At 44.7% G+C, this 26021-nt stretch carries 20 protein-coding genes; 17 read left to right on the top strand and 3 right to left on the bottom strand.

The window, feature by feature from the left end; genetic code table 11:
- Positions 1–36: 36 nt before the first annotated feature.
- The 10 genes from HNP76_RS04210 to rbfA all read left to right on the top strand — a co-directional run bounded on the left by HNP76_RS04210 (position 37) and on the right by rbfA (position 12818).
- Positions 37–825, top strand: coding sequence for a flagellar filament outer layer protein FlaA (locus tag HNP76_RS04210; RefSeq protein WP_184657808.1), 789 nt, complete (start codon positions 37–39; stop codon positions 823–825).
- Positions 825–1559, top strand: coding sequence for a flagellar filament outer layer protein FlaA (locus tag HNP76_RS04205; RefSeq protein ID WP_184657806.1), 735 nt, complete (start codon positions 825–827; stop codon positions 1557–1559). Before HNP76_RS04210 ends, HNP76_RS04205 begins: the two co-directional genes overlap by 1 nt.
- Positions 1560–1700: 141 nt before the next feature.
- Entirely contained in the window at positions 1701–3035 is a 1335-nt protein-coding gene (locus HNP76_RS04200) for a flagellar motor switch protein FliG (RefSeq protein WP_184657804.1), read from the top strand.
- Positions 3028–6087, top strand: a complete 3060-nt coding sequence (locus HNP76_RS04195; protein WP_184657802.1) for an insulinase family protein — start codon at positions 3028–3030, stop codon at positions 6085–6087. Before HNP76_RS04200 ends, HNP76_RS04195 begins: the two co-directional genes overlap by 8 nt.
- A 52-nt stretch (positions 6088–6139) precedes the next feature.
- Positions 6140–6361, top strand: a complete 222-nt coding sequence (locus HNP76_RS04190) for a hypothetical protein (RefSeq protein ID WP_184657800.1) — start codon at positions 6140–6142, stop codon at positions 6359–6361.
- Between the two features lie 108 nt (positions 6362–6469).
- On the top strand, positions 6470–7636 hold the full coding sequence (locus tag HNP76_RS04185) for a hypothetical protein (RefSeq protein WP_184657798.1): 1167 nt from the start codon (positions 6470–6472) through the stop codon (positions 7634–7636).
- Positions 7637–7763: 127 nt separating this feature from the next.
- On the top strand, positions 7764–8237 hold the full coding sequence (locus tag HNP76_RS04180) for an LSm family protein (RefSeq protein WP_184657796.1): 474 nt from the start codon (positions 7764–7766) through the stop codon (positions 8235–8237).
- Positions 8238–8250: 13 nt separating this feature from the next.
- On the top strand, positions 8251–9717 hold the full coding sequence (gene nusA, locus HNP76_RS04175) for a transcription termination factor NusA (protein WP_184657794.1): 1467 nt from the start codon (positions 8251–8253) through the stop codon (positions 9715–9717).
- A 17-nt stretch (positions 9718–9734) separates the two neighbouring features.
- Positions 9735–12431 carry a translation initiation factor IF-2 gene (gene infB / locus HNP76_RS04170; protein WP_184657792.1) on the top strand — a complete coding sequence of 899 codons (2697 nt, stop codon included), beginning with the start codon at positions 9735–9737 and terminating at the stop codon, positions 12429–12431.
- 3 nt (positions 12432–12434) lie between these two features.
- Complete coding sequence (rbfA, locus tag HNP76_RS04165; RefSeq protein WP_184657790.1) at positions 12435–12818, top strand: 30S ribosome-binding factor RbfA; 384 nt, start codon at positions 12435–12437, stop codon at positions 12816–12818.
- Positions 12819–12893: 75 nt separating this feature from the next.
- Here rbfA and HNP76_RS04160 read toward each other — a convergent pair whose 3' ends face one another.
- On the bottom strand, positions 12894–14984 hold the full coding sequence (locus HNP76_RS04160; RefSeq protein ID WP_184657788.1) for a glutamine synthetase III family protein: 2091 nt from the start codon (positions 14982–14984) through the stop codon (positions 12894–12896).
- A 340-nt stretch (positions 14985–15324) separates the two neighbouring features.
- Between HNP76_RS04160 and asnB the strand changes: the two genes are divergently transcribed.
- From asnB to HNP76_RS04130, 6 genes are all read left to right on the top strand, one after another.
- Positions 15325–17079 carry an asparagine synthase B gene (gene asnB / locus HNP76_RS04155; protein WP_184657786.1) on the top strand — a complete coding sequence of 585 codons (1755 nt, stop codon included), beginning with the start codon at positions 15325–15327 and terminating at the stop codon, positions 17077–17079.
- Positions 17080–17109: 30 nt separating this feature from the next.
- Positions 17110–18723 (top strand): CTP synthase, encoded by a 1614-nt coding sequence (gene pyrG, locus HNP76_RS04150; protein WP_184657784.1) that lies wholly within the window; start codon positions 17110–17112, stop codon positions 18721–18723.
- 22 nt (positions 18724–18745) lie between these two features.
- Positions 18746–19939, top strand: a complete 1194-nt coding sequence (locus tag HNP76_RS04145; protein WP_184657782.1) for a carbamoyl phosphate synthase small subunit — start codon at positions 18746–18748, stop codon at positions 19937–19939.
- 62 nt (positions 19940–20001) lie between these two features.
- Complete coding sequence (locus HNP76_RS04140) at positions 20002–20832, top strand: alpha/beta hydrolase family protein (protein ID WP_184657780.1); 831 nt, start codon at positions 20002–20004, stop codon at positions 20830–20832.
- Between the two features lie 67 nt (positions 20833–20899).
- Positions 20900–21220, top strand: coding sequence for an RNA polymerase sigma factor (locus HNP76_RS04135; protein ID WP_184657778.1), 321 nt, complete (start codon positions 20900–20902; stop codon positions 21218–21220).
- A 3-nt stretch (positions 21221–21223) separates the two neighbouring features.
- Entirely contained in the window at positions 21224–22585 is a 1362-nt protein-coding gene (locus HNP76_RS04130; RefSeq protein WP_184657776.1) for an MATE family efflux transporter, read from the top strand.
- Here the strand turns inward: HNP76_RS04130 and HNP76_RS04125 are convergent.
- Positions 22560–23315, bottom strand: coding sequence for a formylglycine-generating enzyme family protein (locus HNP76_RS04125; RefSeq protein ID WP_184657774.1), 756 nt, complete (start codon positions 23313–23315; stop codon positions 22560–22562). The genes HNP76_RS04130 and HNP76_RS04125 overlap by 26 nt on opposite strands.
- 146 nt (positions 23316–23461) lie before the next feature.
- Between HNP76_RS04125 and HNP76_RS04120 the strand changes: the two genes are divergently transcribed.
- Complete coding sequence (locus HNP76_RS04120) at positions 23462–24298, top strand: AraC family transcriptional regulator (RefSeq protein ID WP_184657772.1); 837 nt, start codon at positions 23462–23464, stop codon at positions 24296–24298.
- Here HNP76_RS04120 and HNP76_RS04115 read toward each other — a convergent pair.
- Entirely contained in the window at positions 24295–25944 is a 1650-nt protein-coding gene (locus HNP76_RS04115; RefSeq protein WP_184657770.1) for a glycoside hydrolase family 5 protein, read from the bottom strand. The two genes, HNP76_RS04120 and HNP76_RS04115, sit on opposite strands and share 4 nt — an antisense overlap.
- Positions 25945–26021 lie beyond the last annotated feature (77 nt).

The raw sequence follows: 26021 nt of genomic DNA, 5'->3' as shown, positions 1-26021 counted from the left end.
TAAAGAACGCACGAATAAATAAAAAGGAGTTTTTGAATGAAAAAGGGCGTAGTAGTCTTTACTGGTTTTGCATTCATGCTTGCCTTGACAGTTCCGGCAGTTGCACAACCTAGCTCAAAGGCCGTAGAAACAAGAATCATTGATAATTTTGATAACGTAGGTTCTCAAGATTATCAGGTACCTGGAAAATCGGTCAACAGCACTGAGTCTCACAACTGGACATGGGCAGTTCAGGCGAGCCATTATATTGATAAAGAAAAGGGTTTCCCAAAGCTTGAGTATTTTGATGGTCAGCCAAATTCCCTCAGATTGTTCAATAAAGAAGGAGATCAGCCAAAAGTTCTCGGTGTAAAAACCAGCTATCTTCGCAAAGGTGAGAACTGGTTCGAGGTTTATCCTGAGAATGAAGGCAAGCCATATGAGATTCCTTTCGTAGGTACAGTTACTCAGGTTGATTTCTGGGTTTGGGGCGCAAATTACCTTTATTTCATTGATATTCTCGTTCGCGATGCAGACGGTCGTGTTTATACACTTCCAGCCGGCAATCTTGCTTTCAACGGATGGCGAAATGTAATCGTTCCAATTCCTTCTCATGTTCGACAGCATTCACGCTTGCGCTCAGGTCCTACAACAATGACATTCGTTGGATTCCGAGTTCGCACAGATCCAGATGAATATGTTGATGACTTCAATATCTTCTTCGATCAGCTCAAGTTCTCTACAAATGCTTTGAGCAATGTATTCGATGGATATGAGCTCAAGAACGTTGATTTCGGTGATTCTGGCTCAAGCGGAAGCACATCATCACAAGGAGAAGCTAAATAATGAAAAAGTTACTTACAGTTGCCATTGCATTGGCACTTTCTGCAGCAGTTTTTGCACAGGATAACAATCGTCAGAACGACAACGAGAGCCTTGCTTCACCAGATCCAACAGTAATGGGTAATGATTCTGCCCGCCAGGCTCTCCGTGAAGTATCAGTTGACCGCTATGAATTGGAAGGCAGCTGGAATGCTCACATTTCTCCGGATAACGGTGTAATTAATGCTCGTCTTTTTGAAGGAAACCCTCTTGCAAAAGAGCCTCTCAAAGGCGAAGAAGATGCTGAGGACTCAAAAGTTCTCGGTATCAAAGTTGAGTTCTTCCATCGTGGTGTAAACTCATTCTTCATCAAATCAGCTCGCCCAATTCCAATCGAGGGTGTTACAAAGACAATTTCTTTGTGGGTTGCTGGCCGAAACATGAACCATGAGATGTATGTCCTCGTTCAGGACTACAACGGCAACAACTTCGAGTTGTACCTCGGTTCACTCGGATTCTCTGGTTGGAAAAAGATGTCTGTAGCAGTTCCTCCAACTCCGGATGGAGAGCATGGAATTATCCAGTCTTCTGCTTACCATGGTGTAAAACCAGGTCTTCGCATTGTTGGTTTCCGTGTTGACTGTAACCCAATGCTCGCTCGCGGCACATACTACATGTACCTCGACGACCTTCGCGCTGTAACAGATCTTTATGATCTCGAGAACCGCGACGAAGACGACATGAACGATGACTGGTAGTCGTTAATAAACAGTTCTACTGTGAAAGCCCGCTGAATTCGGCGGGTTTTTTTTATGCTCGGAGACTGTCTTTAATTTCATTTATCGAATTTTTAATCATTTTTTATTCTAATTTATACTGAAAGATGTTATAATCTTTTTATGAATCTAAGTAATTTTGGAATCAATGCCTATAAAAATACGGCAAAAAATGAATCTTCCGAAAATAACCCCGAAAAGAAAGTTTTTACTCCTGTTTTTGAGAAAATTTCAACGCAAAAAAATGAAGGCGAAAAGCAGGGATTTGTTAAATCATCTTTTTCTTCTGAAATCAAATCTTCCACTGCTTCTAATCATCATAAAACAATGAACGAAATCTTTGACAAAAGATTTTTCCCTCAGCTGAGCGACAAGGATTTCCAGGGAAACGAAACTGCACGAATAGCGGCAAAGGCCCTTACTTCCGGCGGTTTGATTAAAGTTCCGGAGCAGCCCCGCGAAAAGGATGGTAAGGAAAATATTTATCGCCGCGTTGCAAAATTCCTCATGCTGATTGGAGTGGACGAGGCGGCAAAAATCCTTCCGCATCTTACTGATGAGCAGACGGAAAAAATCATTCCTGAAATCGCGTCAATCCGATATGTTGAGCCGGAAGAGGCTAAGGCAATTCTTGAGGAATTTCAGGGGCTTGTAAAACAGGCCAGGGAAGAGGGCGGAATAGACACGGCCCGCACGATTCTTGAAAAGGCTTTCGGCACCCACAAGGCCGGGGTAATTCTTGAAAAAACTGCGACCCAAATTTCCGGCAAGCCCTTTGAATATCTTGCTGAGACCGACAGCGAGCGGGTTTCCCTTCTTTTAAAAGATGAGTCCAACGCTGTAAAGGCTCTGGTCCTTTCTTATTTGAATCCCAAGGTTTCTGCCCAGGTCATTAACGGCATGGAGACAGAGGACAAAAAAGATGTCGTAATGCGTCTTGCCCGCCTTTCAAAAATTTCACCGGAAATCGTTCAGCGGGTAGACAAGGCAATGCAGGAAAAGATGAATCATCTTGCGACTTCAAAATCTGATTCAATCGACGGAAAAAATATTCTTGCCCAGATTCTTAAGAGAATGTCACCGGAAGCTGAAGAAGGAATACTTGCGAATCTTGCTGAAGCTGATTCTGAACTTGGCGAAGACTTGCGCGAGCGGCTTTTTACGACCGAGGATATCATCAATGCAGACGACCGCTTTATTCAGGACAAGCTGCGTGACATGGATGAGGAAGAAATCGCTTATCTCATTGCCACAAAGGCAGAAGATTTCCGAAATAAAATCCTGGACAACGTTTCTGAAAACCGAAGAAAATCAATTCTCGAAACTGAGAAATTCCTATATCCGATGCGAAAGAGTGACTGTGAAAAGGCCACTTCGCAATTCTTTTCTACGCTCAGGCGTGCTTATGAAGAAGGAAATTTGTATATAAAAGGCAGGGATGACGAACTTTATGTCTGAGCTTCTTAAAAAAGGTGATTCCTATAAATCTTTTAATGTTTTAAATGTTTTTGAAATTCCAGATTATCATTCCACGGCTTTTCATCTGCGCCACACCAAGACTGGCCTCGAAGTCTTTCATCTTCTGAATGATGATCCTGAAAATCTTTTTGCTTTTGCTTTCCGAACGCCAAACACAAAGGCAAACGGACTTGCCCACATAATCGAACACTCAGTTCTTTGCGGTTCCGAAAAATATCCGCTAAAGGACCCCTTTGTCATTATGTCAAACCAGAGCGTAAAAACTTACCTCAATGCAATGACATATTCTGACAAGACAGTTTATCCGGCAAGTTCAATCGCAAAGGCCGATTATTTTAACCTTATGTCGGTTTATGGAGATGCGGTTTTCTTTCCACGGCTCAATAAAGAAATCTTCATGCAGGAAGCCCACCGCCTTGAAATCGACGAAAACGGAAATCCTTCGATTCAGGGTGTAGTTTACAATGAGATGAAGGGGAGTTATTCTTCTTTTGAGTCCGTTGCGGCTGATATTTCTCTTGCCAGTCTTTTAAAAGGTTCAATTTACGAAAAGGATTCTGGCGGTGACCCACTTGAAATTCCGACTGTTACATACGAGGAATTCCTTGATTTCCATAAAACCTGGTACCGGCCGGACAATTGCTTTGTCTTTTTGCACGGAAATATTCCGACGACTGAGCAGCTTGATTTCCTGCAGGAAAATTTTCTTACCCGCCTTGAAAAGAAATTCCCGGATATAGACCTTTCTGATTCTGCCCGAAAAAATCGGATCGATGATTTTATAAAGCTTGTTACTCCCCAGAAAATCTCTGAGCCGATTGAAGTGTATGCAGAGGGCCCAAGCGGAGACGGCGAGGAAAGCAATACCGTCCTTGTGAACTGGATGGTCGGCCGCTCGGAAAATGCCCTTTCTGCCACAGAAAAAATCGTACTCACTGGAATCTTGTGCAATCATGACGGTTCACCCCTTCAAAAAGCCCTGATTGAAAGCGGGCTGGGCGAGGATCTGGCCCCACAGAACGGACTTTTCGGCTCGATTTATACTACTGTTTTGACAATCGGTCTTCGGGGTGTTAAAAAGGGCAATGAGCGCAAGGTTGAAGAACTTGTTCTTGAAACCTTGAAAAATCTTCTTGAAAAGGGAATCTCTAAAAAAGATATCGAGTCAACTCTGGCGACTTTGGAATTCTCCCACCGCGAAATCAAGCGTGGTCACGGACCTTTTGCGATTTCTCTGATGGCTCGCCCGATTTACGGCTGGCTTTATGGTGACGGCCTTGAAAATCAGATCCGCATGCGCTCACATCTGGAGCAGGTTCACAAAAAAATCGAAAGTGACCCGGACTACATTCCTAATCTGCTGAAAAAGCTTATCCTCGAAAACAAGGCCCGCTCTCTTGTTGTTGTAACCCCGTCGAAAAATTATGTCGAAAAGAGGGAAGCGGCTGAAAAAGAGAGAATTGCCGAGCTTTTAAAGCATAAGTCTGTTCAGGAAATTAAGGATGAGCTTGACTCCCTTCATGCCTTCCAGCAGGTAGAAGATGATGCTTCATGCCTGCCTCATCTGCGGCCGGAAGATTTTATCACCAAGGGAAAGCCTGTGATGAACCGCTCCAACATTGAAATTGACTCGGTGGCTGGTTCTGACGGCTCTAAAATTCCATTCCTGAAAAATCTTGAGAACACGAACGGCATCATATATTTTGATCTTGCTTTCCCTGCTGACATTCTTTCTCCTTCTGATTATCCTCTTTTGCCGGCTTTTGCTGACTGTGTAACCGAATGTGGCTGGGGCAAGCTTGACTGGGCCCACGCCGCCGAAGAAACAGCCCTTCATACCGGTGGAATCGGCGTCAACCTGCTTACCATGGAAGGTCCCAATACTGAGAATGCAAAAAAACTTGCCGGAAAATACAATTGGGTAAAGCGTGACTGGGTGATTTTCAGAATGTCGATGATTGAGGAAGAGACTGAAAACGCTCTGGCTCTCTTCAAGGGCTGTCTTTCTGAAACTGATTTTTCTGATGAAAAGAGGATTCAGGATATCATCACAGAAAGCCGCAACGATTTTGAGTCTTCTGTTGTTCCTGACGGCCACATTTTTGTCTCAAACCGAATCCTCTGCCAGAATTCCCGTAAGACTGCCGTGGATGAAATTTGGAACGGCATTTCCCAGTACCTCACTTTGAAAAAACTTGCTGATACTCCTGTTTCTTCAACTATTAAAGAATTCCGGCGTATTTTTAAGCTGATAAAAGAGGGCGGGGCAATAATTCACGCTACGGCCGAAGAATCTTCTTTCAAAAAACTTGCGGAACATCTGCCTGCTTTTGCTTCTGAACTAAAACTCCGCGCTCCTCAAAATCCTAAGAAAAGCGAAGACTCTGACTTCTTTGCCCTTACGGAAATCGCCGGAACGGAAGGAAAAATACCGAATGCCGAGGCCTTTGTCACTTCTTCACAGGTGGGCTATGCGGCTGAGTGTATTCCGGCTTCCCGCTACGAGGATGCCAACAGCTATTCCGAGGAAGTCTGTACCCACTGGCTTTCAAACAATCTTCTCTGGGAGAAAATCCGCACTATTGGCGGTGCTTACGGTGCATTCTGCAATGCCGAGCCCATGTCAGGACTCCTGCTTTTTGCGACTTATCGTGACCCGGCCGCTTTTGATTCCTGCCAGGTCTTTGAAAACTGCATAAAGGAAGCCTGCGAATACGATTTTTCTGATGAGGACGTAACCTGCGCCGTTATGGGCTGCTACAGTCATTTCATCCAGCCTCAGTCTCCGAAAGGGCGTGGTTCATCTGCACTTACAAGGCTGCTTTACGGAATTACGGATGAAGACCGGGAGAGAAAAATCCTTGGAATCCTTAATACCTCATCTTCTGACTTAAAAAATGCATTTAAGCGGCTTTATTCTTTGCTTTCCGATGAAAAAATGGAAAAATCGAAGAAAAAAGCCATAATTTGCGGCAAAAAAATGATTTCTGAGAGCGGTTTTGCTGGAAAAATCATTGCATTGTCGTTATAATTTTAAGTGAAGATTAAGATTTGTTTTATCATAAAAAGTTAAGGAGTCAAAAATGAAAAACGAAAAGTTTGCAAAATGCATAAAGATGATGCGGCAGTTAGTTTCTGACATTCAGGGGGCGCCTATTCCAAGCGAGGATCTGGAACCAGAGCTTTACAGAATCTGGTTTGAGCATGTCCAGACAGCCGGCATGGAGTGTCTTTCTTATCTTGATGAAAATTTTCCTCTTGAAAAGGAAGATATTGACTCAACACTCAATAAATTCCTCAGATAAATTAATGAAAAGATTGGTGCTGCCTGCTAAAGTTCATTATTTAAATTGTCGAGAATAAAAAAGATAGTCAGTTTAAAATCATATTAAACTGATGTTGGTGGGCAGAATATGGCAAAGTCAAAAATTAATAAGCGTTTCGACCAGTATATACTCCGTGGAAAGTTAAGGCAGGAGGGCTTTGAGCGGTGGCGATATGTCTTCACTGCTATGAGCAAGCTGAATGGCCGCGAGAGAAAGTTTTTTATAGAATTATACATTGTAAATCCTGCTATTTCTCCTAAAGTCGCTGTAATCAGTCAGAAATCAAGACTTGCCATATCCGAAGCAGACTTGCAATATGCCCTTGCGGGAACGGAATCTGCCTCTCACGCCAATGATGAGATTGATGTAAAGCCTTCCTATGTGCTTGTAAAGGCAGGGATTTACGGCGAAGACGGCAAGCAGATGAATAAATTCTATGCATCATCTCAGTTTTCTTATGTAAAAAACACTGAAAATTTCAAAGTAGGGGACTGTCTTTTCAGTTCGAAAGGACTTTCCGGCTCAATTCTTGTTACCGCCCAGGATTTGCGGGTTAAACCGGAGCTTCTTTGCAACGTTGGCTCCATGGACTGGGACTTGAAATTCGAGCGGGCAATTGAAAATTCTCCATTATACGACCGCAAGAACTATCTTTGGATTCCAATCGGCTTAAAAACCCTTTTCTCAGGCTCAATTCATGTTGACAATCAGGAATTTGTAGTTCTTCCAAAATCTTCAAACGGCTACATCGATAAAAGCTGGGGAGAAAGGCTTAATTCTCCTTATTTCCATATTTCTTCGTCAAACCTTACCAGCATTATTTCTGGCCGGCAGATGATGAATTCCTGCTTTGCCCTTGAAGGTGAGTTCAACGGAAAATTGTGCTCGGTTGTCGATCTTGAGGGGGAGAAATATTGCGTTGAAAACCGCAAAATCTTCAAAAAAGACGTGATAATCCACGACTGCTCCCAGCTCAGTGACAATCTTGAGGGGGAGAGGGTTCACTGGAGCGTAAGCATTCACAAGGGAAAATACGTAGTCGATATCGATATTTACTGCCGGGGCAAGGAAATGTTTGTCCGGGACTACGAAATGCCCCAGGGAAAGCGCTGCCTTTTGAAGGTTCTTGGCGGAACTGGAAAGGGTGAAATCAGGGTCTACAAGAAAGTCAGGAAGAATCTTGAGCTTCTTGAGCATGCAAACATTAATGATGCAATCTGTGAATTCGGTCAGACGGAAGAGGTCGGAAAATAAGGCCCGGTGTTGACAGAATCTCTTAGAAATGTTAATATATTCCTAACATTTTAATAGAAATATTTTAATGGACTCGCAAAAACGAGTCCATTTTTATTTATTTGCAAGTTCGTGCAAGGAGGCACTCATGGATTACATCGCTTTAGATTCTTATCCCCATTATACAGAATGTGAAAAAATCGTGAGTGAGCTTGGCTTTCATCTTGTTGAACTTAAGATTTCCCCACAGAACGGTGTCACTCAGATTCTTGCAACAATCACCGGAGCAGATGCCAGCGTAAATATCGGCGTAAATGACTGTTCCCGCGTGCATAAAGTCCTGCTTCCGGCCCTCGAAGAAATGCTTGGAACGGACAACACATACATGGAGCTTACATCTCCGGGTATGGAGCGCAATATCCGTAATGCGGCTGAATTTCCTCTCTTTTTGGGGCGTGAAATCCGCGTTTACGATAAAACTGTTACAGATTGGGTAGGCGGTCTTTTAAAGGCAGCTGATACAAATTCACTTACATTGGAAGAAACAAAAGAAGACGGCACTTTGGAATCAAAGGTCATTTCTTTTGATAATATAGCAAAAGCAAAATTTATTCATTTGTAGTAGGAGGCTCGATATGTCAGAAATGGCAGATGCAATCCGTGAACTGACTCAGGAAAAAGGTTTTTCATTGGATTCAGTCAAACAGACTATTGAGAACACTTTGCGTGCAGCTTACAAGCGTACTTTCGGTACTGCTGATAACTGTATCGTTACTTTCGCTGATGATATGTCAGATGTTACCGTCGCTTCTCGAAAAACTATCGTTGACGGCGTGTATGACCCGGTTACCGAAATTGAGCTTGAGGACGCTCTTAAACTTTCTCCAGAGTGTGAGCTTGGTGATGAAATTGATATCGTTGTGGATCCAAAAACATTTGACCGTTCAGCAGTTTCTGTCGGAAAGCAGGAAACACATAAGGGCTTGAACGAGTCATTCAAAGATAAGCTTTATAACGAATACAAGGATAAGGTCGGTGAAATCATCATCGGTTATTTCCAGCGCGAGTACAACGGTAACATCTATGTTGACCTTGGAAAGGTTGAGGGCGTTTTGCCAAAGAAATATCAGTCTCCGCGTGAAGTTTACAACAAAAACGACCGAATTAAGGCTTTCATCGTTGACTTGAAGAGAATTTCATCTGGTTTGCAGCTTGTATTGAGCCGTTCAGATCCGAAATTCGTTCAGTCTATCCTTGAGCTTGAAGTTCCTGAGATTCAGGACAAAACAGTCGAAATCAAAAAAATTGTCCGCGATGCAGGCTACCGCACAAAGATTGCCGTTTCAACTACAAAAGAGGATGTTGATCCGGTCGGCTCATGTGTCGGTCCAAAGGGTATGCGAATCCAGAATGTTATCCGTGAGCTTGAAGGCGAGAAGATTGATGTCCTCCGCTATTCAGACGACCCGGTTGTATTCATCAAGAATGCCCTTTCTCCAGCTGAGGTTAACCGCGTAGTTATCCTCGATGACGAGAAAAAGACAGCGCTTGCAATCGTTAACGACGAGCAGTTCTCAGTTGCAATCGGTAAAAACGGTCAGAACGTCCGCCTTGCAAACCGCTTGTGTGACTGGAGCATTGACGTTAAAACAGAAGAGCAGGCAGCAGAGATGGATCTCACAGAGATTACAACCCGCCGTGCTCAGGAATTGTTCACAAATACAGCCGCTCCTGCTGAGCCAGAAGAAATTTCTGTCATCGCAGACCTTCCGGGAGTCAATCAGGAAGTTGCTGCCAAGCTCAAGGAAGCAGGCTATGAGGATATTGAGAAATTCGCCCTTGCATATGAAAATGGTGAGTTGAACGGTCTTGAAAGTGTTACAGCAGAAGAGCTTGAGGAAGTAAGCAAGATTGTTCATAACACGGTAGAATTTGTCGAAGAAGAGGAAGAAGAAACTTCTGAGGTTGCTCCAACAGAAGAAAATACTGCCGAAGAGGAAGAAGAATACTTCTGCCCAGAGTGCGGTGCAAAAATCACGCTTGACATGACACATTGTCCATCATGTGGCGTTGAATTCGAATTTGAAGAGGACGAAGAGTAAGAGGTTCATAGAGAAATATGGCGGAAGAAGCTGAAAAAAAACCAGAATTTGTTTTAAGAAAAAAGAAGCCTGAGGCTGCTGCAGAAAATTCAAAAAGCGAATCTTCTTCATTACCGGCAAAAAAGAAAATTGTCATAAAGAAGAAGAATCCTTCACCGAATGCTGGCAGCGAGGGCAAACCAGACTCAAACTCAGAAGAGCGGGCTAAAAATGGCGTCCATGTTGTCGTCAAAAAACCGACTCCGGCTCCTTCCCCTGCTCAAAAACCTTCTGAACAGCAGGAAAAGCCTCGTGTCGAACCTGCAAAACCTGAGGCTGCTCGTCCAGCAAAATCATTTGAACTCAATTCAGCACGCCCGAACGTAAAGGCCGGAAATCTTTCTGACAAACGACAGGGCGGCTATAACCGTGACCGAAACGGCTACAACGGAAACCGTGGCGGCTATGGCCAGAACGGCGGCCGAAGCGGTGGTTTCACTGGCGCACAGGCTCGCGAGGGCTATCAGAACCGTGAGCGCGACAATAACCGTCAGGGCGGATTCAACCGTAACGGCGGCCAGGGTGGCTTTAACCGAAACGGCGGTCAGGGCGGATTCAACCGCGGCGGCTTTAACGGCCAGGGCGGACAGGGAAGACCTGGATTTGGAAACAGACCGGGCTTCGGCGGACAGGGCGGCAATCGTCCTGGATTCGGCGGTCCTCGTCCACAGGGCGGCGGATTTGCTCCACGCGGAGGATTCGCACCTGCTCCAATGCCGGCTCCACAGGCAGGCAAAAAGCAGTTTAAAGGCAAAAAACAGGTCTACGGACAGCGAAAAGATAAAGAAGAGCTTTTTGACGAGGAAGAACTTTACAAGAAGAAGCAGACAACTCAGGCGAGCGTAGTTCCAAAATCAATCGATATCATGGAAACTATTTCTGTTTCTGACCTTGCAAAGAAGATGAACCTCAAGGCTGGTGACATCATTGCTAAGCTCATGGGTATGGGCATGATGGTTACAATCAACCAGTCAATTGACTCTGATACAGCTACTTTGCTTGCTGATGAATACGGCTGTGAAGTACATCTCGTTTCCCTCTATGATGAGACTGTTATCGAGCATGATGTCGGTGATGAAGAAAACCTTCGCATTCGTCCGCCAATCGTTACCGTCATGGGTCACGTTGACCACGGTAAGACAAAGACTTTGGACGCAATCCGAAAGACAAATGTTGTCGCAGGCGAGGCCGGCGGCATCACACAGAAAATCGGTGCTTATCAGGTTCATACAGAAAAGGGAACAATCACATTCCTCGATACACCAGGTCACGAAGCATTCACAATGATGCGTGCCCGCGGTGCTCAGATTACGGATATCGTAGTTCTCGTTGTTGCAGCTGATGACGGCGTTATGCCTCAGACTCTCGAAGCTCTGAGCCACGCAAAGGATGCTAAGGTTCCTATCATCGTTGCAGTCAACAAAATTGATAAACCGGACGCAAATCCTGAGAACGTCATGACCCAGCTCTCAAATCAGGGGCTCACTCCTGAAGAATGGGGCGGTGACACTCAGTATGTTAAGATTTCTGCCCTCCGTGGTCAGGGAATCGACGACCTTCTCGATGCAATTCTCTTGCAGGCAGAGGTTCTGGAGCTTAAAGCCCAGTACGACACTCGTGCAGAAGGTAAAGTCATCGAGTCTCGAATCGATCAGGGACGCGGTGTTGTTGCTTCTGTCGTCGTTCAGAGCGGTACCCTCAAAATCGGTGATCCTTTTGTTGCAGGCATTTACTCAGGCCGTGTTCGTGCCATGTTCAATGACCGCGGCGAAAAGGTTCTGGAAGCATTGCCAAGTATGCCAGTTGAGGTTCTTGGTCTTGACGACATGCCGAACGCCGGTGATCCTTTCCAGGTTACAGAAACCGAAAAAGACGCACGCGCAATTTCTGCAAAACGACAGGAACTCAAGCGCTTTGAGGCTGCAAAGGCAGTCAAGAAAGTCAATCTTGATAACCTTGTATCAACAATTCAGGCAAGCGAAATCAACGAGCTCAAAGTCATCATCAAAGCTGACTTGCAGGGTTCTGCCGAGGCTCTTAAAACAAGCCTTGAAAAGCTCTCAACTCCGGAAATCCGCTTGAATGTAATCCATTCTTCTGCCGGTGCAATCAACGAGTCAGACGTTACTTTGGCTGCAGCAGACGGAAACGCAATCCTCATCGGATTCAATGTCCGCCCGACACCAAAGGCAAAACTCCTTGCAGAGCAGGAAAAGGTCGATATCCGAAAATACAACATCATTTACAAGTGTGTTGAGGAAATCACCCTTGCAATGGAAGGCATGCTCAAGCCGGATACAAAAGAAGAAGTTACTGGACAGGTCGAAGTCCGCAACACATTCCGTGTTCCAAAAGTTGGCGTTATCGCCGGTTGTTACGTTACGGAAGGTGTCGTTAAGCGAACAAGCTCTGTCAACCTCATCCGCGATGGAATCGTTAAATACACTGGCAAAATCACTTCCCTCAAACGATTCAAGGACGATGCAAAAGAAGTTACATACGGCTTTGAATGTGGTATCGGTCTTGAAAACTGGCAGGATATCCAGGAAGGCGACGTATTCGAAGTATTCGAGTATGTTGAAATTGCCCGCAAGCTCGGCGACTCAATCGCAAAAGAGAAAGAAGCTGCTGCTAAGGCTGCCGCAGAAGGCACAGGCTCTGCTTCCGAGGAGTAGAATATGGGTGAATTCAGAATGCTCAAGCTTGGAGAGCAGATTCGTGATGAAATCTCCAAGCTTATAAGCTTACAGAAAGTCAAGGACCCGCGGGTCTCGACTTTCCTTTCAATAAATCGTGTTGAGGTTGCTAAGGATTTGGCCTATGCAAAAGTCTATGTCTCAAGCTTCCTCAATGAATCACAGGTTAAAAAGGGCGTTGAGGGCTTGAATTCTGCCGCTGGCTTTATTCAGTCTTCAATCGCTAAAAAACTTACGATTTATAAGTTTCCTAAGCTCACTTTTATCGAGGATACAAGCATAAAAGACGGCTTCGATATGGTGAACAAACTTAACCGCCTGGAAGAATCAGAAAAACAGGCCGAAGAAGCAAAATCAAACGAATAATATTTCGTTTTTTAAACAAAAAATGCCACAGATTCAATTTGAACCTGTGGCATTTTTATTTTATTTCAGCCTGACTTATTTTACGCTGTAGAGGAGTTCGCCGTAGCTTGGAACAGGCCATTCGCTAGATGGAAGGAAGCCTTCAAGCTCGTCTACTGCCTCACGCAAAGTTCCCATTACGCTGAAAACTTCTTTGCGGTAGTAGAGGGCGATTTCGCCTGCTGCAGAAAGTTTTGAAACACCGTCGACTGCTTTTTCAAGTTTCTGTACTTCGCTGTAAATCTTTCCTGTGAGTGCGCTGACTTTTTTGAGCAAGTCTGCCTCGTAAGAGTCATCTGCACCGCCGATTGATTTTTTGACAGCAACTGAGTCTGCAAGGAACTTGGCATATTTTGCTCCGGCTGGGAGATAGAGTTTTTTAACCATATCAATCATCGTCAATGCTTCGATATTGATGATTTTTGAATAGTTCTCGTTGTGAATCTCGTAGCGGCTCTTAAGCTCAACCGGGCTGTAAACTCCGTGCTTCTCAAAGACTTTGACGTTCTTTTCGTCGAGAATCTTTGCCAGGGCTTCTGGAGTTGACTTCAAGTTCAAAAGTCCGCGTTTTTCTGCTTCTTTTACCCAAGAATCATCGTAGCCGTTGCCGTTGAAAATGATTCGTTTGTGCTCTTTGATTGTCTTGAGGATGAGTTTGTGCAAGTCGCCCTTGAAGTCAGATGACTTTTCGAGTTCATCGGCAAACTGAGCCAATTCTTCTGCAACTGCCGTGTTAAGGAATACGTTTGCACATGCAACTGATTCGCTTGAACCCAGCATACGGAATTCGAATTTGTTTCCTGTGAATGCGAACGGTGAAGTTCGGTTTCGGTCTGTTGTGTCCTTGTTGAAGTCCGGCAAAACAGTGACGCCAATCTGCATCTTCTCTTTTTCGTGGCTTCCGTAAGGTTTTCCCTGCTCAAGGCAGTCGAGAATTTCTGAAAGCTCGTCGCCAAGGAACATTGAAACGATTGCCGGTGGTGCCTCATTTGCGCCAAGGCGGTGATCGTTTCCGGCACTTGCTACAGAAATTCTCAGCAGATCTTGATACTCGTCCACAGCCTTAATTACAGCACACAAGAATAGGAGAAATTGCGCGTTGCTTTCAGGTGTGGCACCAGGATCAAGAAGGTTCTTTCCAGTGTTTGTGGAAATGGACCAGTTATTATGTTTACCGCTTCCGTTTACGCCGGCAAATGGCTTTTCGTGAAGCAAACATACCATTCCATGCTTTGCGGCCACTTTTTTCATGAGCTCCATTGTGAGCTGGTTGTGGTCACATGCAATATTTGTTGTTGTGAAGATTGGAGCAAGCTCGTGCTGAGCCGGAGCAACTTCGTTGTGCTCAGTTTTTGCAAGGATTCCAAGCTTCCAGAGTTCTTCGTTCAAGTCTTTCATGAATGCCTGAACGCGTGGTTTAATCATACCGAAGTAGTGGTCTTCAAGTTCCTGTCCTTTCGGAGATTTTGCGCCGAAAAGTGTGCGGCCTGTGAAAATAAGATCCTCGCGTTTTTCCCATACTGCCTTATCAACGAGGAAGTATTCCTGCTCAGGACCGACTGTTGTTTTTACAGAAGTAACGTCCGGGTTTCCGAAAAGATGAAGGACTCGGACTGCCTGTTTTGAAATTGCCTGCATTGAGCGGAGGAGAGGAGTCTTTTTATCAAGAGCCTCACCTGTATATGAACAGAAGGCTGTCGGAATGCAGAGGACTCCGTCTTTAATGAAAGCATAAGATGTAGGATCCCATGCAGTGTAGCCGCGGGCTTCGAATGTAGCACGGATGCCGCCAGAAGGGAATGAAGAAGCGTCAGGCTCACCCTGAACAAGCTCTTTTCCGCTGAATTCCATGATTACCTTGCCTTCGCTTGAAGGTGTGATGAAAGAATCGTGCTTTTCGGCTGTTGTGCCTGTGAGCGGCTGGAACCAGTGTGTGAAGTGTGTTGCACCCTTTTCGATTGCCCAGTCTTTCATTGCGTTTGCAACGACATTTGCGACTGTCGGGGCAAGTTTCTCACCGTCTTCAATAGTTTTCATAAGCTGTTTGAAAGTTTCTTTTGGAAGACGTGCTTTCATTACTGTTTCGTTAAAAACATTTTCACCAAAGATTGATGTTACAGAATCCATTTGTTTCTCCTATTTTTTTAAAACTTAAAAGGCGCCGCACTTTCAGACCGTTGTACACCAGTCTTTAAATGCGGCGCCTTTGCCGTTTTTTTGATACCTGTATAAAACGAAAAAGGTCGCAAGAATTGCCTTCCTGCGACCTCATTGTCGTTTGATAGTTCTGTTATAGCGTGAAGAATTTTTTTTGTCAAGTAAAAAATATTGATTTTTATTTCAAAAAATATGCTCTTGACCAATCTTTCGGATTTTCGATATAGTATTTAGGTAAATTATGTCAAAGACGACGCTATTCGTGGTAATGGTGTCGTCTTTTTTTTGTTTTTGAATAGGAGATTTTAAAATGTGTGGTTTTGTAGGTGCATTTGATTTGGCTTCGGGTGGAAAACCGATTGCAGAAGGATTAAAAGAAGAACTTCGTGCACAGGTTTTGGAAATGAGCAAAAAAATCCGCCACCGCGGTCCGGACTGGAGCGGCGTTTACACAGGCAATAATGCGATTTTGAGCCATGAGCGTCTTTCTATCGTAGATCCTCTTTCAGGAAAGCAGCCTCTTGTAAGCGATGACGGAAAAATCATTCTTGCCGCAAACGGTGAAATCTACAATCACAAGGAAATCCGCCGTGAATTTGAGGGAAAATATAACTTTTTGACAGGAAGTGACTGTGAGGCAATCATTCCCCTCTATAAAAAATACCGTGAAAGCGGAAACTTTGCTGAAATGATTGAAAAACTGAGCGGTATTTTTGCTTTTGCCCTCTATGACTCAGAAAACGACGTCTATCTTATTTCCCGCGACGAAATCGGTGTAATCCCTCTTTACCAGGGCTGGGACAAGGCCGGCCGCTACTATGTTGCAAGCGAGCTTAAGGCTCTTGAAGGCGACTGTCAGACAATCGAGGAATTCCCAAACGGACACTTCCTCTACTCAAAAAGCGGAAAAGTTGAGCGCTGGTACAAGCGTGACTGGGAAACTTTCGATGCAGTAAAGAATTCTCCGAAAGCCACAGACGAAAAGGGCGAGGTAATCAATCCTAGCGTAATCGAAAAAGTTCGAAATGGACTTGAATCTGCCGTAAAGGCTCAGCTCATGTCTGACGTTCCTTATGGAGTACTTCTTTCAGGCGGTCTTGATTCTTCTATTATCGCCGCAATCACACAGAAATTCTCAAAAAAACGTGTTGAGACTGATTCAAAGGAAGCTGCATGGTGGCCTCAGCTCCACTCATTCGCAGTCGGACTTGAAGGTTCTCCTGACCTTATCGCAGCCCAGAAAGCGGCTGACTATATCGGAACCGTTCACCACGAAGTTCACTTTACGATTCAGGAAGCACTCGATGCCCTGCCTGACGTAATCTACCACATTGAAACATACGACATCACTACAGTCCGTGCATCAACTCCGATGTACCTTTTGGCCCGCGTAATCAAATCAATGGGAATCAAAATGGTTCTTTCGGGCGAGGGAAGTGACGAGCTTTTCGGCGGATATTTGTACTTCCATAAGGCTCCTAATGCCCAGGAATTCCACGAAGAACTTGTCCGCAAAATGAGCAAACTTCATCTTTATGACTGTCTCCGTGCCAACAAATCGCTTATGGCATGGGGTGTTGAAGGCCGCGTTCCTTTCCTGGACAAGGATTTCATCGACATTGCAATGAGATTGAATCCGAGCGACAAAATGAACATCAAGCTGGCTGACGGCAAGCAGCGCATGGAAAAATGGATTTTGCGCAAGGCATTTGAAGACCTGCTCCCTGAAAGCATCGCATGGCGACAAAAGGAACAGTTCTCTGACGGAGTCGGCTACAACTGGATTGATACCCTCAAAAAAATGACAGAAGAAAAGGTAAGCGACGCAGAATTTGCCCGCCGTGAAAACCGCTTCCCGGTAAATCCTCCAAAGACAAAAGAGGAATACTACTACCGAGAAATTTACAGCCGCCTCTTCCCAAGCGACTCTGCTGCCCGCTGTGTTCCTCACGAAGCCGGAGTTGCCTGCTCAACAGCAAAAGCCCTGGAATGGGATGCCGCATGGAAGAACATGGATGAACCATCAGGAAGAGCAATCGCTGGAGTGCACGACAAAGCATATTAATCGGGCCCTGTTGATTTTTTAGGAGTATTTATGAGTAAATTTATTTTTGTAACTGGCGGAGTTGTTAGCGGACTTGGAAAAGGAATTACTGCCGCATCTCTTGGACGGCTTTTGAAATGCCGCGGACTAAAAATTGCATCACAGAAACTGGATCCATACATGAATGTTGACCCGGGCACGATGAGTCCCTTCCAGCACGGTGAAGTTTTTGTTACTGAAGATGGTGCTGAGACTGACCTGGACCTGGGCCACTACGAGCGTTTTATCGACGAGAATCTTACAAAATATTCTAACCTTACAAGCGGCCGAGTTTACTGGAACGTCTTGAACAAGGAGCGCAACGGCGATTATCTGGGTCAGACCGTTCAGATTATTCCTCACGTTACCAATGAAATCAAAGACTTTATCCTTAAAAATGCCGAGGTTTCCGGCTGTGACGTGAGCATTGTTGAGATTGGCGGTACAATCGGTGATATTGAAAGCCAGCCTTTCCTTGAGGCTATCCGCCAGCTTTCCCTGGAGGTAGGCCGCCGCAACTGTCTTTTTATTCATGTCTGTCTGGTTCCATATATTTCGGGCAGCGATGAGTTTAAGTCTAAGCCGACCCAGCATTCTGTAAAGGAACTGATGGCAGTTGGAATTCACCCGGACATTATTGTTGCCCGCTGTGACAAGGAAATCCCTGCCGACATCCGCAAGAAGATTTCCCTTTTCTGTAACGTAAGCGAAGACTGTGTAATCAACAACACGACCTGTAAGAGTTTATACGAAGTTCCACTCATGCTTCATGCCCAGAACATGGATGACGTTGTTTGCCGTGACCTGGGCCTTGAAAAGCCGACTGACTACAGGGCTCTGGCTGACTGGTCTCAAATGGTTGAGACAATTCACGGACGACAGGGCGAGATTCAGATTGCCTTGGTCGGAAAATACGTAAAGCTTCACGATTCATATTTGAGTATCGTTGAGAGCCTGAATCATGCTTCATTTGTAATTGGAAAAAATGTAAAAATCAAATGGGTTGATTCTGATTCCGTTACCGACGAAAGTGCCGGATCGATTTTTTCTGACTGTTCGGGAATTATTCTTCCGGGCGGATTTGGCCAGCGTGGAATCGAAGGAATGATCGCTGCCTGCCGCTATGCCCGAACCCACAATATTCCTTATTTTGGAATCTGTCTTGGAATGCAGATTAGTGTAATCGAATTTGCCCGGGACGTCCTCGGCCTCAAAAATGCAAACAGCCGCGAATTTGACGAACTCTGCGAAAATCCTGTAATCGACTTGATGAAAGATCAGGAAGGCGTTATCCTTGGTGGTACAATGCGTCTGGGAAGCTATCCTTGCAAAGTCACAGACGGCACGATTATGAAAAGGGCCTACGGTTCTGACTTAATCGAGGAGCGCCACAGACACCGCTACGAATTCAATAATGACTACCGCGAGCAGATGAGTGCGGCCGGCCTTGTAATCAGCGGAAAAAGTCCTGATGACAAAATCGTTGAGACTGTTGAATTGCCGCAGGGCGAGGGAAAGGGAAAGCACAAATTCTTTATCGGTGTGCAGTTCCATCCTGAATTCAAGAGCCGCCCCAACAATGCAGGAAAACTCTTTGTAGAATTCCTGAAGGCATCTGCTTTATAGGTCCGGCGTTAAGAGGAATAAAATGAGCAAAGCATATTTGATTCTTGCTGATGGAAGCTTTTTTGAGGGAAATTCTATCGGAGCAGAAGGCAAAACGATTGGTGAAACGGTTTTTACAACCGGAATGACGGGCTACGTTGAAACTTTGACTGACCCAAGCTATTTCGGTCAGATTGTTACCCAGACTTTTCCTTTAATCGGAAACTACGGAGTCCAGCCCGAGGATTTTGAGAGCAAAAAAAGCTGGGTTCGCGGATATATTGTCCGGGAACTTTGCGACGGACCAAGTAATTTCCGCTGCCAGGGTGACCTGGATTCTTTCCTTAAAGCACAGAATATCGTGGGAATTTGCGGAATTGACACAAGAAAACTCACGAAAATTCTGCGTGAAGCTGGTGTCATGAACGGAATGATAATCAGCGGCCAGGAAGCTGAGAAAATAGGGATTAAGAAAGCTGATGATGGTTCTTGCCAGCTTGTCTCAGAAGCCATATTGAAGGAAATTAAAGAATATAAGATAGAAAATGCCGTCGAAAGCGTTCAAAGCCTTTGTAAAGAAAAGGGCGGGGATTTTAAGGGGCAGCGCCCCTTAGGAGAAGGGGTAGCGGAAAACGCCGAAGGCGCTTGCAGCGAGGGGGAGACTTCCCCCGTTAAATTCTCTGTCTGTCTCTTTGATTTCGGTGCAAAGGCAAATATTGAGCGGGAACTTGAAAAACGGGGCTGTAAGGTCACTGTTCTTCCATACGATGCCACGGCTCAGGATGTGATTGAGCTTAATCCGGACGGAATTATGCTCAGCAACGGTCCTGGAGACCCTGCGGAGAATGTCAGTATAATAGAAGAAATCAGAAAGTTGTGCCAGTCAAAGATTCCGATTTTTGGAATTTGCCTTGGTCATCAGATGCTTGCCCTGGCCCGGGGTGCAAAAACTTCTAAGCTCAAATACGGTCACCGTGGCGGAAATCACCCGGTAAAGGATTTGGAGAGCGGTCGGGTTTACATCACCAGCCAGAACCACGGCTATGCTGTTGAAAGCGACACGATTCCAGCCTATGCCAAACTGAGCTTTGTAAATGCCAATGACAATACTTGCGAGGGCCTGACATACACTGATATTCCGGCCTTCAGCGTTCAGTTCCACCCGGAAGCCTGTGGCGGTCCTCATGACACGAATTTCCTCTTTGACAGATTCATTGCCATGATGCAGGAAAAATAGAAAATTTATTTAAATTTTTCCCAAGTGTGGTATAATTTTCATATATAAAAAAGAGGATGAAAATGATTACCACACTTAAGCAGCCCGCCAAAAAAAGAATCATTCTTGCCTTAGGCCTGCTGCTTGGCTTCTTACTTTTAGCTTTTTTATCTTTGTTTCTCCTTTATGTCCGTAAGCCCATGGATTTTTCTTTTGACGCCGCATATTTCTGGGCAGAAAAAAAGGTTTACATCGACAAGTGGCTTTACGAGGAACTGCCTTCCGGTCACGATTATTATCTTTTCCTTCCAGATAAATACCGCAATGACAAGGATAACGAGAGCGCAAAACTTCCTTTGATTGTAGTTTTTCACGGCAGTGACGAAAAATATTCATCCCTGCGTAAATACGGCCGCCAGTTTGCCACGAAAGATTTCCAGCAGAAGATTTATCCAGAAGGAGCGGCGGTCCTGGTCATCCTTTCCCGCATTAATTATTTTACGGATCCTGCAAGCACGAGTCTTTTGATTCAGAATATTGCCGTCCGTAATAAATGCATCGATAAAAGTAAAATCATCGGCTATGGTTTTTCCCAGGGGGCAAAATTCGTAGTCGAGCTGGCCTGCCATGAGCCGCGCCTTTTCCGGGCCGTGATTTCTGGAAGCGGATTTTACGATATAAGTCTTAGGGAGCTGATTTCAGTTTTGCCGGTACAGTTTTATTCCGCTGTTTCCAAAAATGACAAGGGAATTTACGAGCCGGGGAGCAGAGTCGGCAAACTTTGCGGAAAATGGTGTAAAAATTCACATTATATTGAATATGAAACCCGGGGACACTTTTGGGTTGAACTTAACGATAAGACGGAAAATGCTGACGAGACTGTTACTGACTGGCTTATCAGGCTGTTAAATTAGTTTTTTTGCCTGCATCTTATCCAAAATAGCTGCTGAATATTGCATTTCATCGGTAAAAACTTGCATCTTGTCTAAAAATCATTCTCAGAAATTTGATTTGTCATTAGTATATTCTGGAAAAGATGAAAAAAAGAGGCTGATGTCGATGAAAACTTTAACTAATCGTGATTTTTCAGAATTATACCAGAAATACGCTCCGATGGTTCTCAGGTGCTGCCGTTCAATTTTGAATGATGAGGATTTGGCTCTAGCTGCGATGCAAAAGGTTTTTGTTCAGATTATGAGCGATAGGGTTAAAAAACAGAAGCTTTCGGCAAATTTCTTTTATATGGCTGCAAATAGGGTTTGCCGGGAAATTTGTGATCTACGATTAATAAAAGAGGGGTAAATTATGAATGTAAAGTTAAAAGAATACAAAGTTTATTATTCAAGACTTTTAGCTATTGCGGTTCCGCTGATTCTCAGCAATATCATAAACCAGCTTCAGATGCTGATTGACCGCATTTTTTTGGGAAACGCAAATTCCCTTTACATGAGCGTTTTGGGAAATGCAAATTCTCCAATCTGGACAACAATGTCGGTCTGTATTTCAATCGCGACCGGCGCTTCAATCCTGATCAGTCAGAACGTTGGGGCAAAAAATCAGGAGAATGTTGAGGAATATTCAGGTGCCCTCTTGAAATTCAACAATATTCTTCCAGTAATGCTTTTCTTTTTGTGGGGATTCGGTTCCGTTCCGGTTTTCCGTCTCATGGGCGTTTCAGAGAACATTCTTCCCTGGTGCGTGGATTATGCCCGCTATTCTTCGCCGGTTTTCCTTTTAATCGGTTTGGGCGGCTCACTCATGGTGATTTTTCAGACATCGAACCACACAAAGCATCTGGCAATCTGGAGTCTTTTGCGTTCCTGCCTGAACATTTTCTTTGACTGGGTATTGATTTTCGGCCGCTTTGGCTTTCCTGAAATGGGCGTAAAGGGTGCGGCTCTGGGTACAACCCTTGCAGAGTATCTCGGTGCCCTCTACATGCTTGTCGCCTATGCAAGAAGCCGTAAGCTTTCAACAAGACCAAAGGCTCCTGCCCTCAAAAAGGCAAAATTCTCAAGCTACCTCCATTCGGCCCGGCTTGGAATCAACACGGCCCTCGAAGATTTCTGCTGGAATTTAGGAAACCTTGCCATCATTCGAATATTGAATACGATAAACGAGCTGGCGGCGGGAATTTTCTCGATTGTTTTTGGCGTCGAGCTGCTTGCAGTTGTCGTCGTAGGTGCATTGGGAAGCGGAACTTTGACTTTAAGTTCTGAGGCTGTCGGAAAAGGGGATGCAAAGCAGTACAAGGGCGTATGTTTGTCCGCCTATTCAATCTGCTTTGTCATTGCCCTGATAATGGTGGCGGCTTCTCTTGCCTTCCCCCAGGAAATAATTTCGGTCTTTACAAAGGACGAGAGGATTACCACAACTTCGGGAATTTATCTTCTCTTCATTGCGGTAAACCTCTTCTCAAAGTCCGGAAACATAATCGTGGGAAGCGGAATCCGTGGAAGCGGCGACACAAAATGGATGTTCTGCACTCAGATTTTCGGAACTGTTTTCGTAATCAGCTGTGCAAGTCTTTTTGTATTCGCCCTGCATCTTGGCGTTTCCGGAGTATTCTTTGCGGTAATGGCTGATGAGTTTGTACGCTTCATCATCAATCTCGCAAAGTACAGGAAAATTTGCAGAAGCTCTATTCCTGGGCCTTCTTCCATGTGATTCTGAATCCTGCAGTTTTGAATTGCCTTGAGGCATAATTCAGTTCTTTATTAGTACATTTTCCGGCACGGGCCGCATCAAAGTAACTGCCTCCCCTTAGATAGCGGCTCGTGTCTTTTCTTACGCTCCAGACCCATTCAAAAACATTGCCCGACATGTCGTAAATTCCGTAGCCGTTTGGCTTTAACTGGGCAACCTCGTGCAAAAGGCCTCCGCTGTTGCAGTCAGTCCAGGCAACTGAATCCAGATCTTCGCTTCCTGAGTAGGTGAAATTTTCTCCGCCTTTGATTGCAAAATCCCATTCTTCCATTGTAGGCAGGTGGAAGCCGTCTGCATCAGGGTTGAATTCGATTTCGTCTTCTATGATTGAGCTCTGGTGGGGAGTGTAGTTCCACTGGTCGGGATTTGTGCTGCCGTTGATTTTGTAGGCCGGAGTTTTTCCGAGAAGGGCGCTCAGTTTGTTGCAGAAAACAAGCGAGTCGTACCAGCTGACTGATTCGACAGGAAATTTTGCTCCCTTGGTCTGAGATGGATTTACCCCGGTGACGGCCTCGTAGAATTCCTGGGTTACTTCAGTTTTTGCGATGCAGAAATCTTTGCCCGGAATGGAAACATAGCCGAGTGAGACTCCGTTTTCCAGAGTGATTTTTGGGCTCCTGCCTCCGCAAGATGAGAGAGATGCGATTCCCAAAGCCAAAATTAAAACCTTTAAGTTTGTCCTGATTTTCATAATGTCCTCCTTTTTTTTTACTGATGATTTGACTTTATCACTTAAATTAAAATTAACAAGAAAGGAAAATGATTTTTAATAGGTTGATTTTGATATTTTGGTCAAAAATATTTGTTTTTTTGCCATTTTTATTTTAGAATATTGACATGAAAGAATTTAAGCACGAGAACATCCTGCACAAGCGGCACTTTGACCTTCAGTTTTCAATCCGCTTCGAGGTCGTTGATGACGTCAATTTTTATTCTCCCTTTCACTGGCACAACCATATCGAGATTCTTTATGTCCTTGAGGGAAAGATTGATTTTACGGTCGAGCAGAGAAAATATCTCCTTACGGACGGCGACATGATAATCATCAACTCTGAATTGATTCATTCCTCAAAATTGTGCGGCCATGCCAGGTATATTCTTTTGCAGGTGCCCCTGAGTGCCTTTGAGGGTGTCTATGACGAAATCGAAAACGTGCTTTTAAAGGAAAAGCCTGAAAGCGGGGAGGCGGAAAAACTTTTTTCTTACCTTTCGCTTATGCTTAAGTCAGTTGATGACCAGAGGCAGGAAAACAAAATCAAATTCATTTCTCTTCTTTATGACTTTTTTTATCAGCTGCTTACATCTTATAAAGTTGAGCAGAAAAAGGCGGGGACTCTTTCATATTACGGAATCAATAGGATTTCACCGGTCATGGCTTATGTCGAAAAGGAATTCCGCAATAAAATCTCTCTGAGTGACGTGGCTGAAATCCTCAATGTAACGCCTGAGCACATGTGCCGTCTTTTCAAAAAGTATACGGACATGACTTTTAACGAATACCTGATGTCGCTGAGGATTTCGGCCTTTTATCAGATGCTTCAAAATACGAACCAGAAAATTTCGGTGATTCTGGAAGAATGCGGGATTACGAACTACAAGGTATTTATCCGGGAGTTCAAAAAAACTTTCGGAAAAACACCTGAAGTAATCCGTAGTGAAATGCAGGGAAGCTAGCGGACGATTTTTATGTCCTTGAGCATGAAGCCGCTTTTTGAAGGGCTGGCTCCGTTGTCAAAAATAAGGGCGTCGACCAGGCTCCAGCTGAATTTGTGCTCGCCGTTTTTCCAGCCCTCTGCGTTTGTCCAGCCGCCGATGTCTGAAAAATCTTTGAGCGGGATGGTGACTTTGTGCCATTCTCCGTCTGCCTTGACTACCTTTGAATTGAGCGAGTATGAAGCCCGCCATGGGAAAATCTTTGACTCCATGTCCCTGAAATAAAGGGAAATATTGAGGGCCTTGTCCTTGCTTTTTATAAGGAATTCAACTTGGGCGCCTGAATCCTTAAGTTCTGTAAAATCACAGGCCTCGCCAAAGCTGAAGCAGATCTGGCCGTATGGGCTTATGCTGCTGAGGAAAATGACCTGCTCGGAATCAATTTTATGGGTGAGGCTTCCTTCTGCGCTGTAGGCGTTGGCCTTTAAAAGCCCTATGCTGCCGTTCTTGTAGATTGTCCAGTCGCCGCTTTCCCTTGCATTGTTGAACCAGGTCTTGCTTTTTCCGGCCGGGAGTTTAAATCCCATTGCTTCCAAAAGAGGTGCGTTCAAGTCTTCCGGGAAGCGTGATTCGTTGGGCGAATTGAATACGCCGAATTCCTGGGTGTAATCCCAGCTTACCCGGATGATGTTTCTATCTGCCATCCAGCCGCATTTGATTCTGTACCAGTTGACCCTTTCTTCAGGCTGGGCATAATTCATGTAGACGCCGAATTCGTTGCACATGAGGGAAGCATTTCTCTTGTTTGCAAATTCAACGGCCTTGTCCAGAGGTGAGACCAGAACTTCCTCTGAGGAATTCTTTTCGTAGTTCTTGTATTCCCTTTTTTCGTCCTGGCTGGCATTTTTTGGAAGGGGAGGCATTTTTTCCTTTACATAGGGGAAGGGAATGTTAGTCAGCCGCTTGGTGTAGGTCCATGTAGCTCCCTGATGAGTGAAAAGGAATGGCGTGTAATCGTGGAAATTGTAAATCAAATTGTCGTCGTCATAATCAGGAAGGGCCAGCATTGAGTCCAAAGAATTCCAGTCACCGCCGCCGACTATAATCGTGTGGCTTTTGTCGATTTCTCGGATAGCCTTTAAGACATTTCCCTGAATTTTACCCCATTTACTGATGTCGGACTTGAGGTTTCCGCTTGAAAAATGAGGCTCGTTCATAACTTCGTAGACAATGTGGCTGCCCCTGTCCTTGTAGTGCTCTACAATCTGGGGCCAGATTTTAAGGAGGACCTTTTCGATTTTGGGATTGGTCTTTGAAGAGCCGTTGCAGTCGTTGTGAAAGTCAATGATGATGTAAAGACCAAGTTCCTTTGCCCAGTCAACTGCCTTGTCAATCATTTCAAAACATTCGGGCACAACTTTGTATTCTGATGAGCCGTCATTCCAGATTTCAAACCAGACTGGAAGACGGACAATCTCGACTCCCATGCTCTTGAGGTTTTCAAAATCCTGCCTGCCGTAGCGGAGGGTGTTGAGGCGGTTGTATTCAAGCCAGCCTGGCAGGTTTATGCCCTTGGAAAAGGGAAGTGACTTTTGAACGCTCTGGGCGGCAAATCCAGATCCAGCAAAAAAACTCAAAATTAAAAATAAGGAAAATAGTTTCTTCATGATGAAATATTGTAAATGACTAAGGTCCAAATGACAAGTTAAAAAGACTTCCATAAAAAGCCGATTTTCGCTATAGT

Origin of the sequence: Treponema ruminis, from assembly GCF_014201975.1 — a bacterium.
Classification (GTDB): Bacteria; Spirochaetota; Spirochaetia; order Treponematales; family Treponemataceae; genus Treponema_D; species Treponema_D ruminis.
This window is presented reverse-complemented; position numbering and strand designations above follow the sequence as displayed.

What these genes read in the sequence shown, in the direction of transcription:
- HNP76_RS04180 (WP_184657796.1), top strand. Translation starts at nt 7,764, where the DNA reads ATGGATTACATCGCTTTAGATTCTTATCCCCATTATACAGAATGTGAA.
- asnB (WP_184657786.1), top strand. Translation starts at nt 15,325, where the DNA reads ATGTGTGGTTTTGTAGGTGCATTTGATTTGGCTTCGGGTGGAAAACCG.
- HNP76_RS04130 (WP_184657776.1), top strand. Translation starts at nt 21,224, where the DNA reads ATGAATGTAAAGTTAAAAGAATACAAAGTTTATTATTCAAGACTTTTA.
- infB (WP_184657792.1), top strand. Translation starts at nt 9,735, where the DNA reads ATGGCGGAAGAAGCTGAAAAAAAACCAGAATTTGTTTTAAGAAAAAAG.
- HNP76_RS04205 (WP_184657806.1), top strand. Translation starts at nt 825, where the DNA reads ATGAAAAAGTTACTTACAGTTGCCATTGCATTGGCACTTTCTGCAGCA.
- HNP76_RS04190 (WP_184657800.1), top strand. Translation starts at nt 6,140, where the DNA reads ATGAAAAACGAAAAGTTTGCAAAATGCATAAAGATGATGCGGCAGTTA.
- HNP76_RS04115 (WP_184657770.1), bottom strand. Translation starts at nt 25,944, where the DNA reads ATGAAGAAACTATTTTCCTTATTTTTAATTTTGAGTTTTTTTGCTGGA.
- rbfA (WP_184657790.1), top strand. Translation starts at nt 12,435, where the DNA reads ATGGGTGAATTCAGAATGCTCAAGCTTGGAGAGCAGATTCGTGATGAA.
- nusA (WP_184657794.1), top strand. Translation starts at nt 8,251, where the DNA reads ATGTCAGAAATGGCAGATGCAATCCGTGAACTGACTCAGGAAAAAGGT.
- HNP76_RS04120 (WP_184657772.1), top strand. Translation starts at nt 23,462, where the DNA reads ATGAAAGAATTTAAGCACGAGAACATCCTGCACAAGCGGCACTTTGAC.
- HNP76_RS04160 (WP_184657788.1), bottom strand. Translation starts at nt 14,984, where the DNA reads ATGGATTCTGTAACATCAATCTTTGGTGAAAATGTTTTTAACGAAACA.
- HNP76_RS04145 (WP_184657782.1), top strand. Translation starts at nt 18,746, where the DNA reads ATGAGCAAAGCATATTTGATTCTTGCTGATGGAAGCTTTTTTGAGGGA.
- HNP76_RS04195 (WP_184657802.1), top strand. Translation starts at nt 3,028, where the DNA reads ATGTCTGAGCTTCTTAAAAAAGGTGATTCCTATAAATCTTTTAATGTT.
- HNP76_RS04185 (WP_184657798.1), top strand. Translation starts at nt 6,470, where the DNA reads ATGGCAAAGTCAAAAATTAATAAGCGTTTCGACCAGTATATACTCCGT.
- HNP76_RS04200 (WP_184657804.1), top strand. Translation starts at nt 1,701, where the DNA reads ATGAATCTAAGTAATTTTGGAATCAATGCCTATAAAAATACGGCAAAA.
- pyrG (WP_184657784.1), top strand. Translation starts at nt 17,110, where the DNA reads ATGAGTAAATTTATTTTTGTAACTGGCGGAGTTGTTAGCGGACTTGGA.
- HNP76_RS04125 (WP_184657774.1), bottom strand. Translation starts at nt 23,315, where the DNA reads ATGAAAATCAGGACAAACTTAAAGGTTTTAATTTTGGCTTTGGGAATC.
- HNP76_RS04140 (WP_184657780.1), top strand. Translation starts at nt 20,002, where the DNA reads ATGATTACCACACTTAAGCAGCCCGCCAAAAAAAGAATCATTCTTGCC.
- HNP76_RS04210 (WP_184657808.1), top strand. Translation starts at nt 37, where the DNA reads ATGAAAAAGGGCGTAGTAGTCTTTACTGGTTTTGCATTCATGCTTGCC.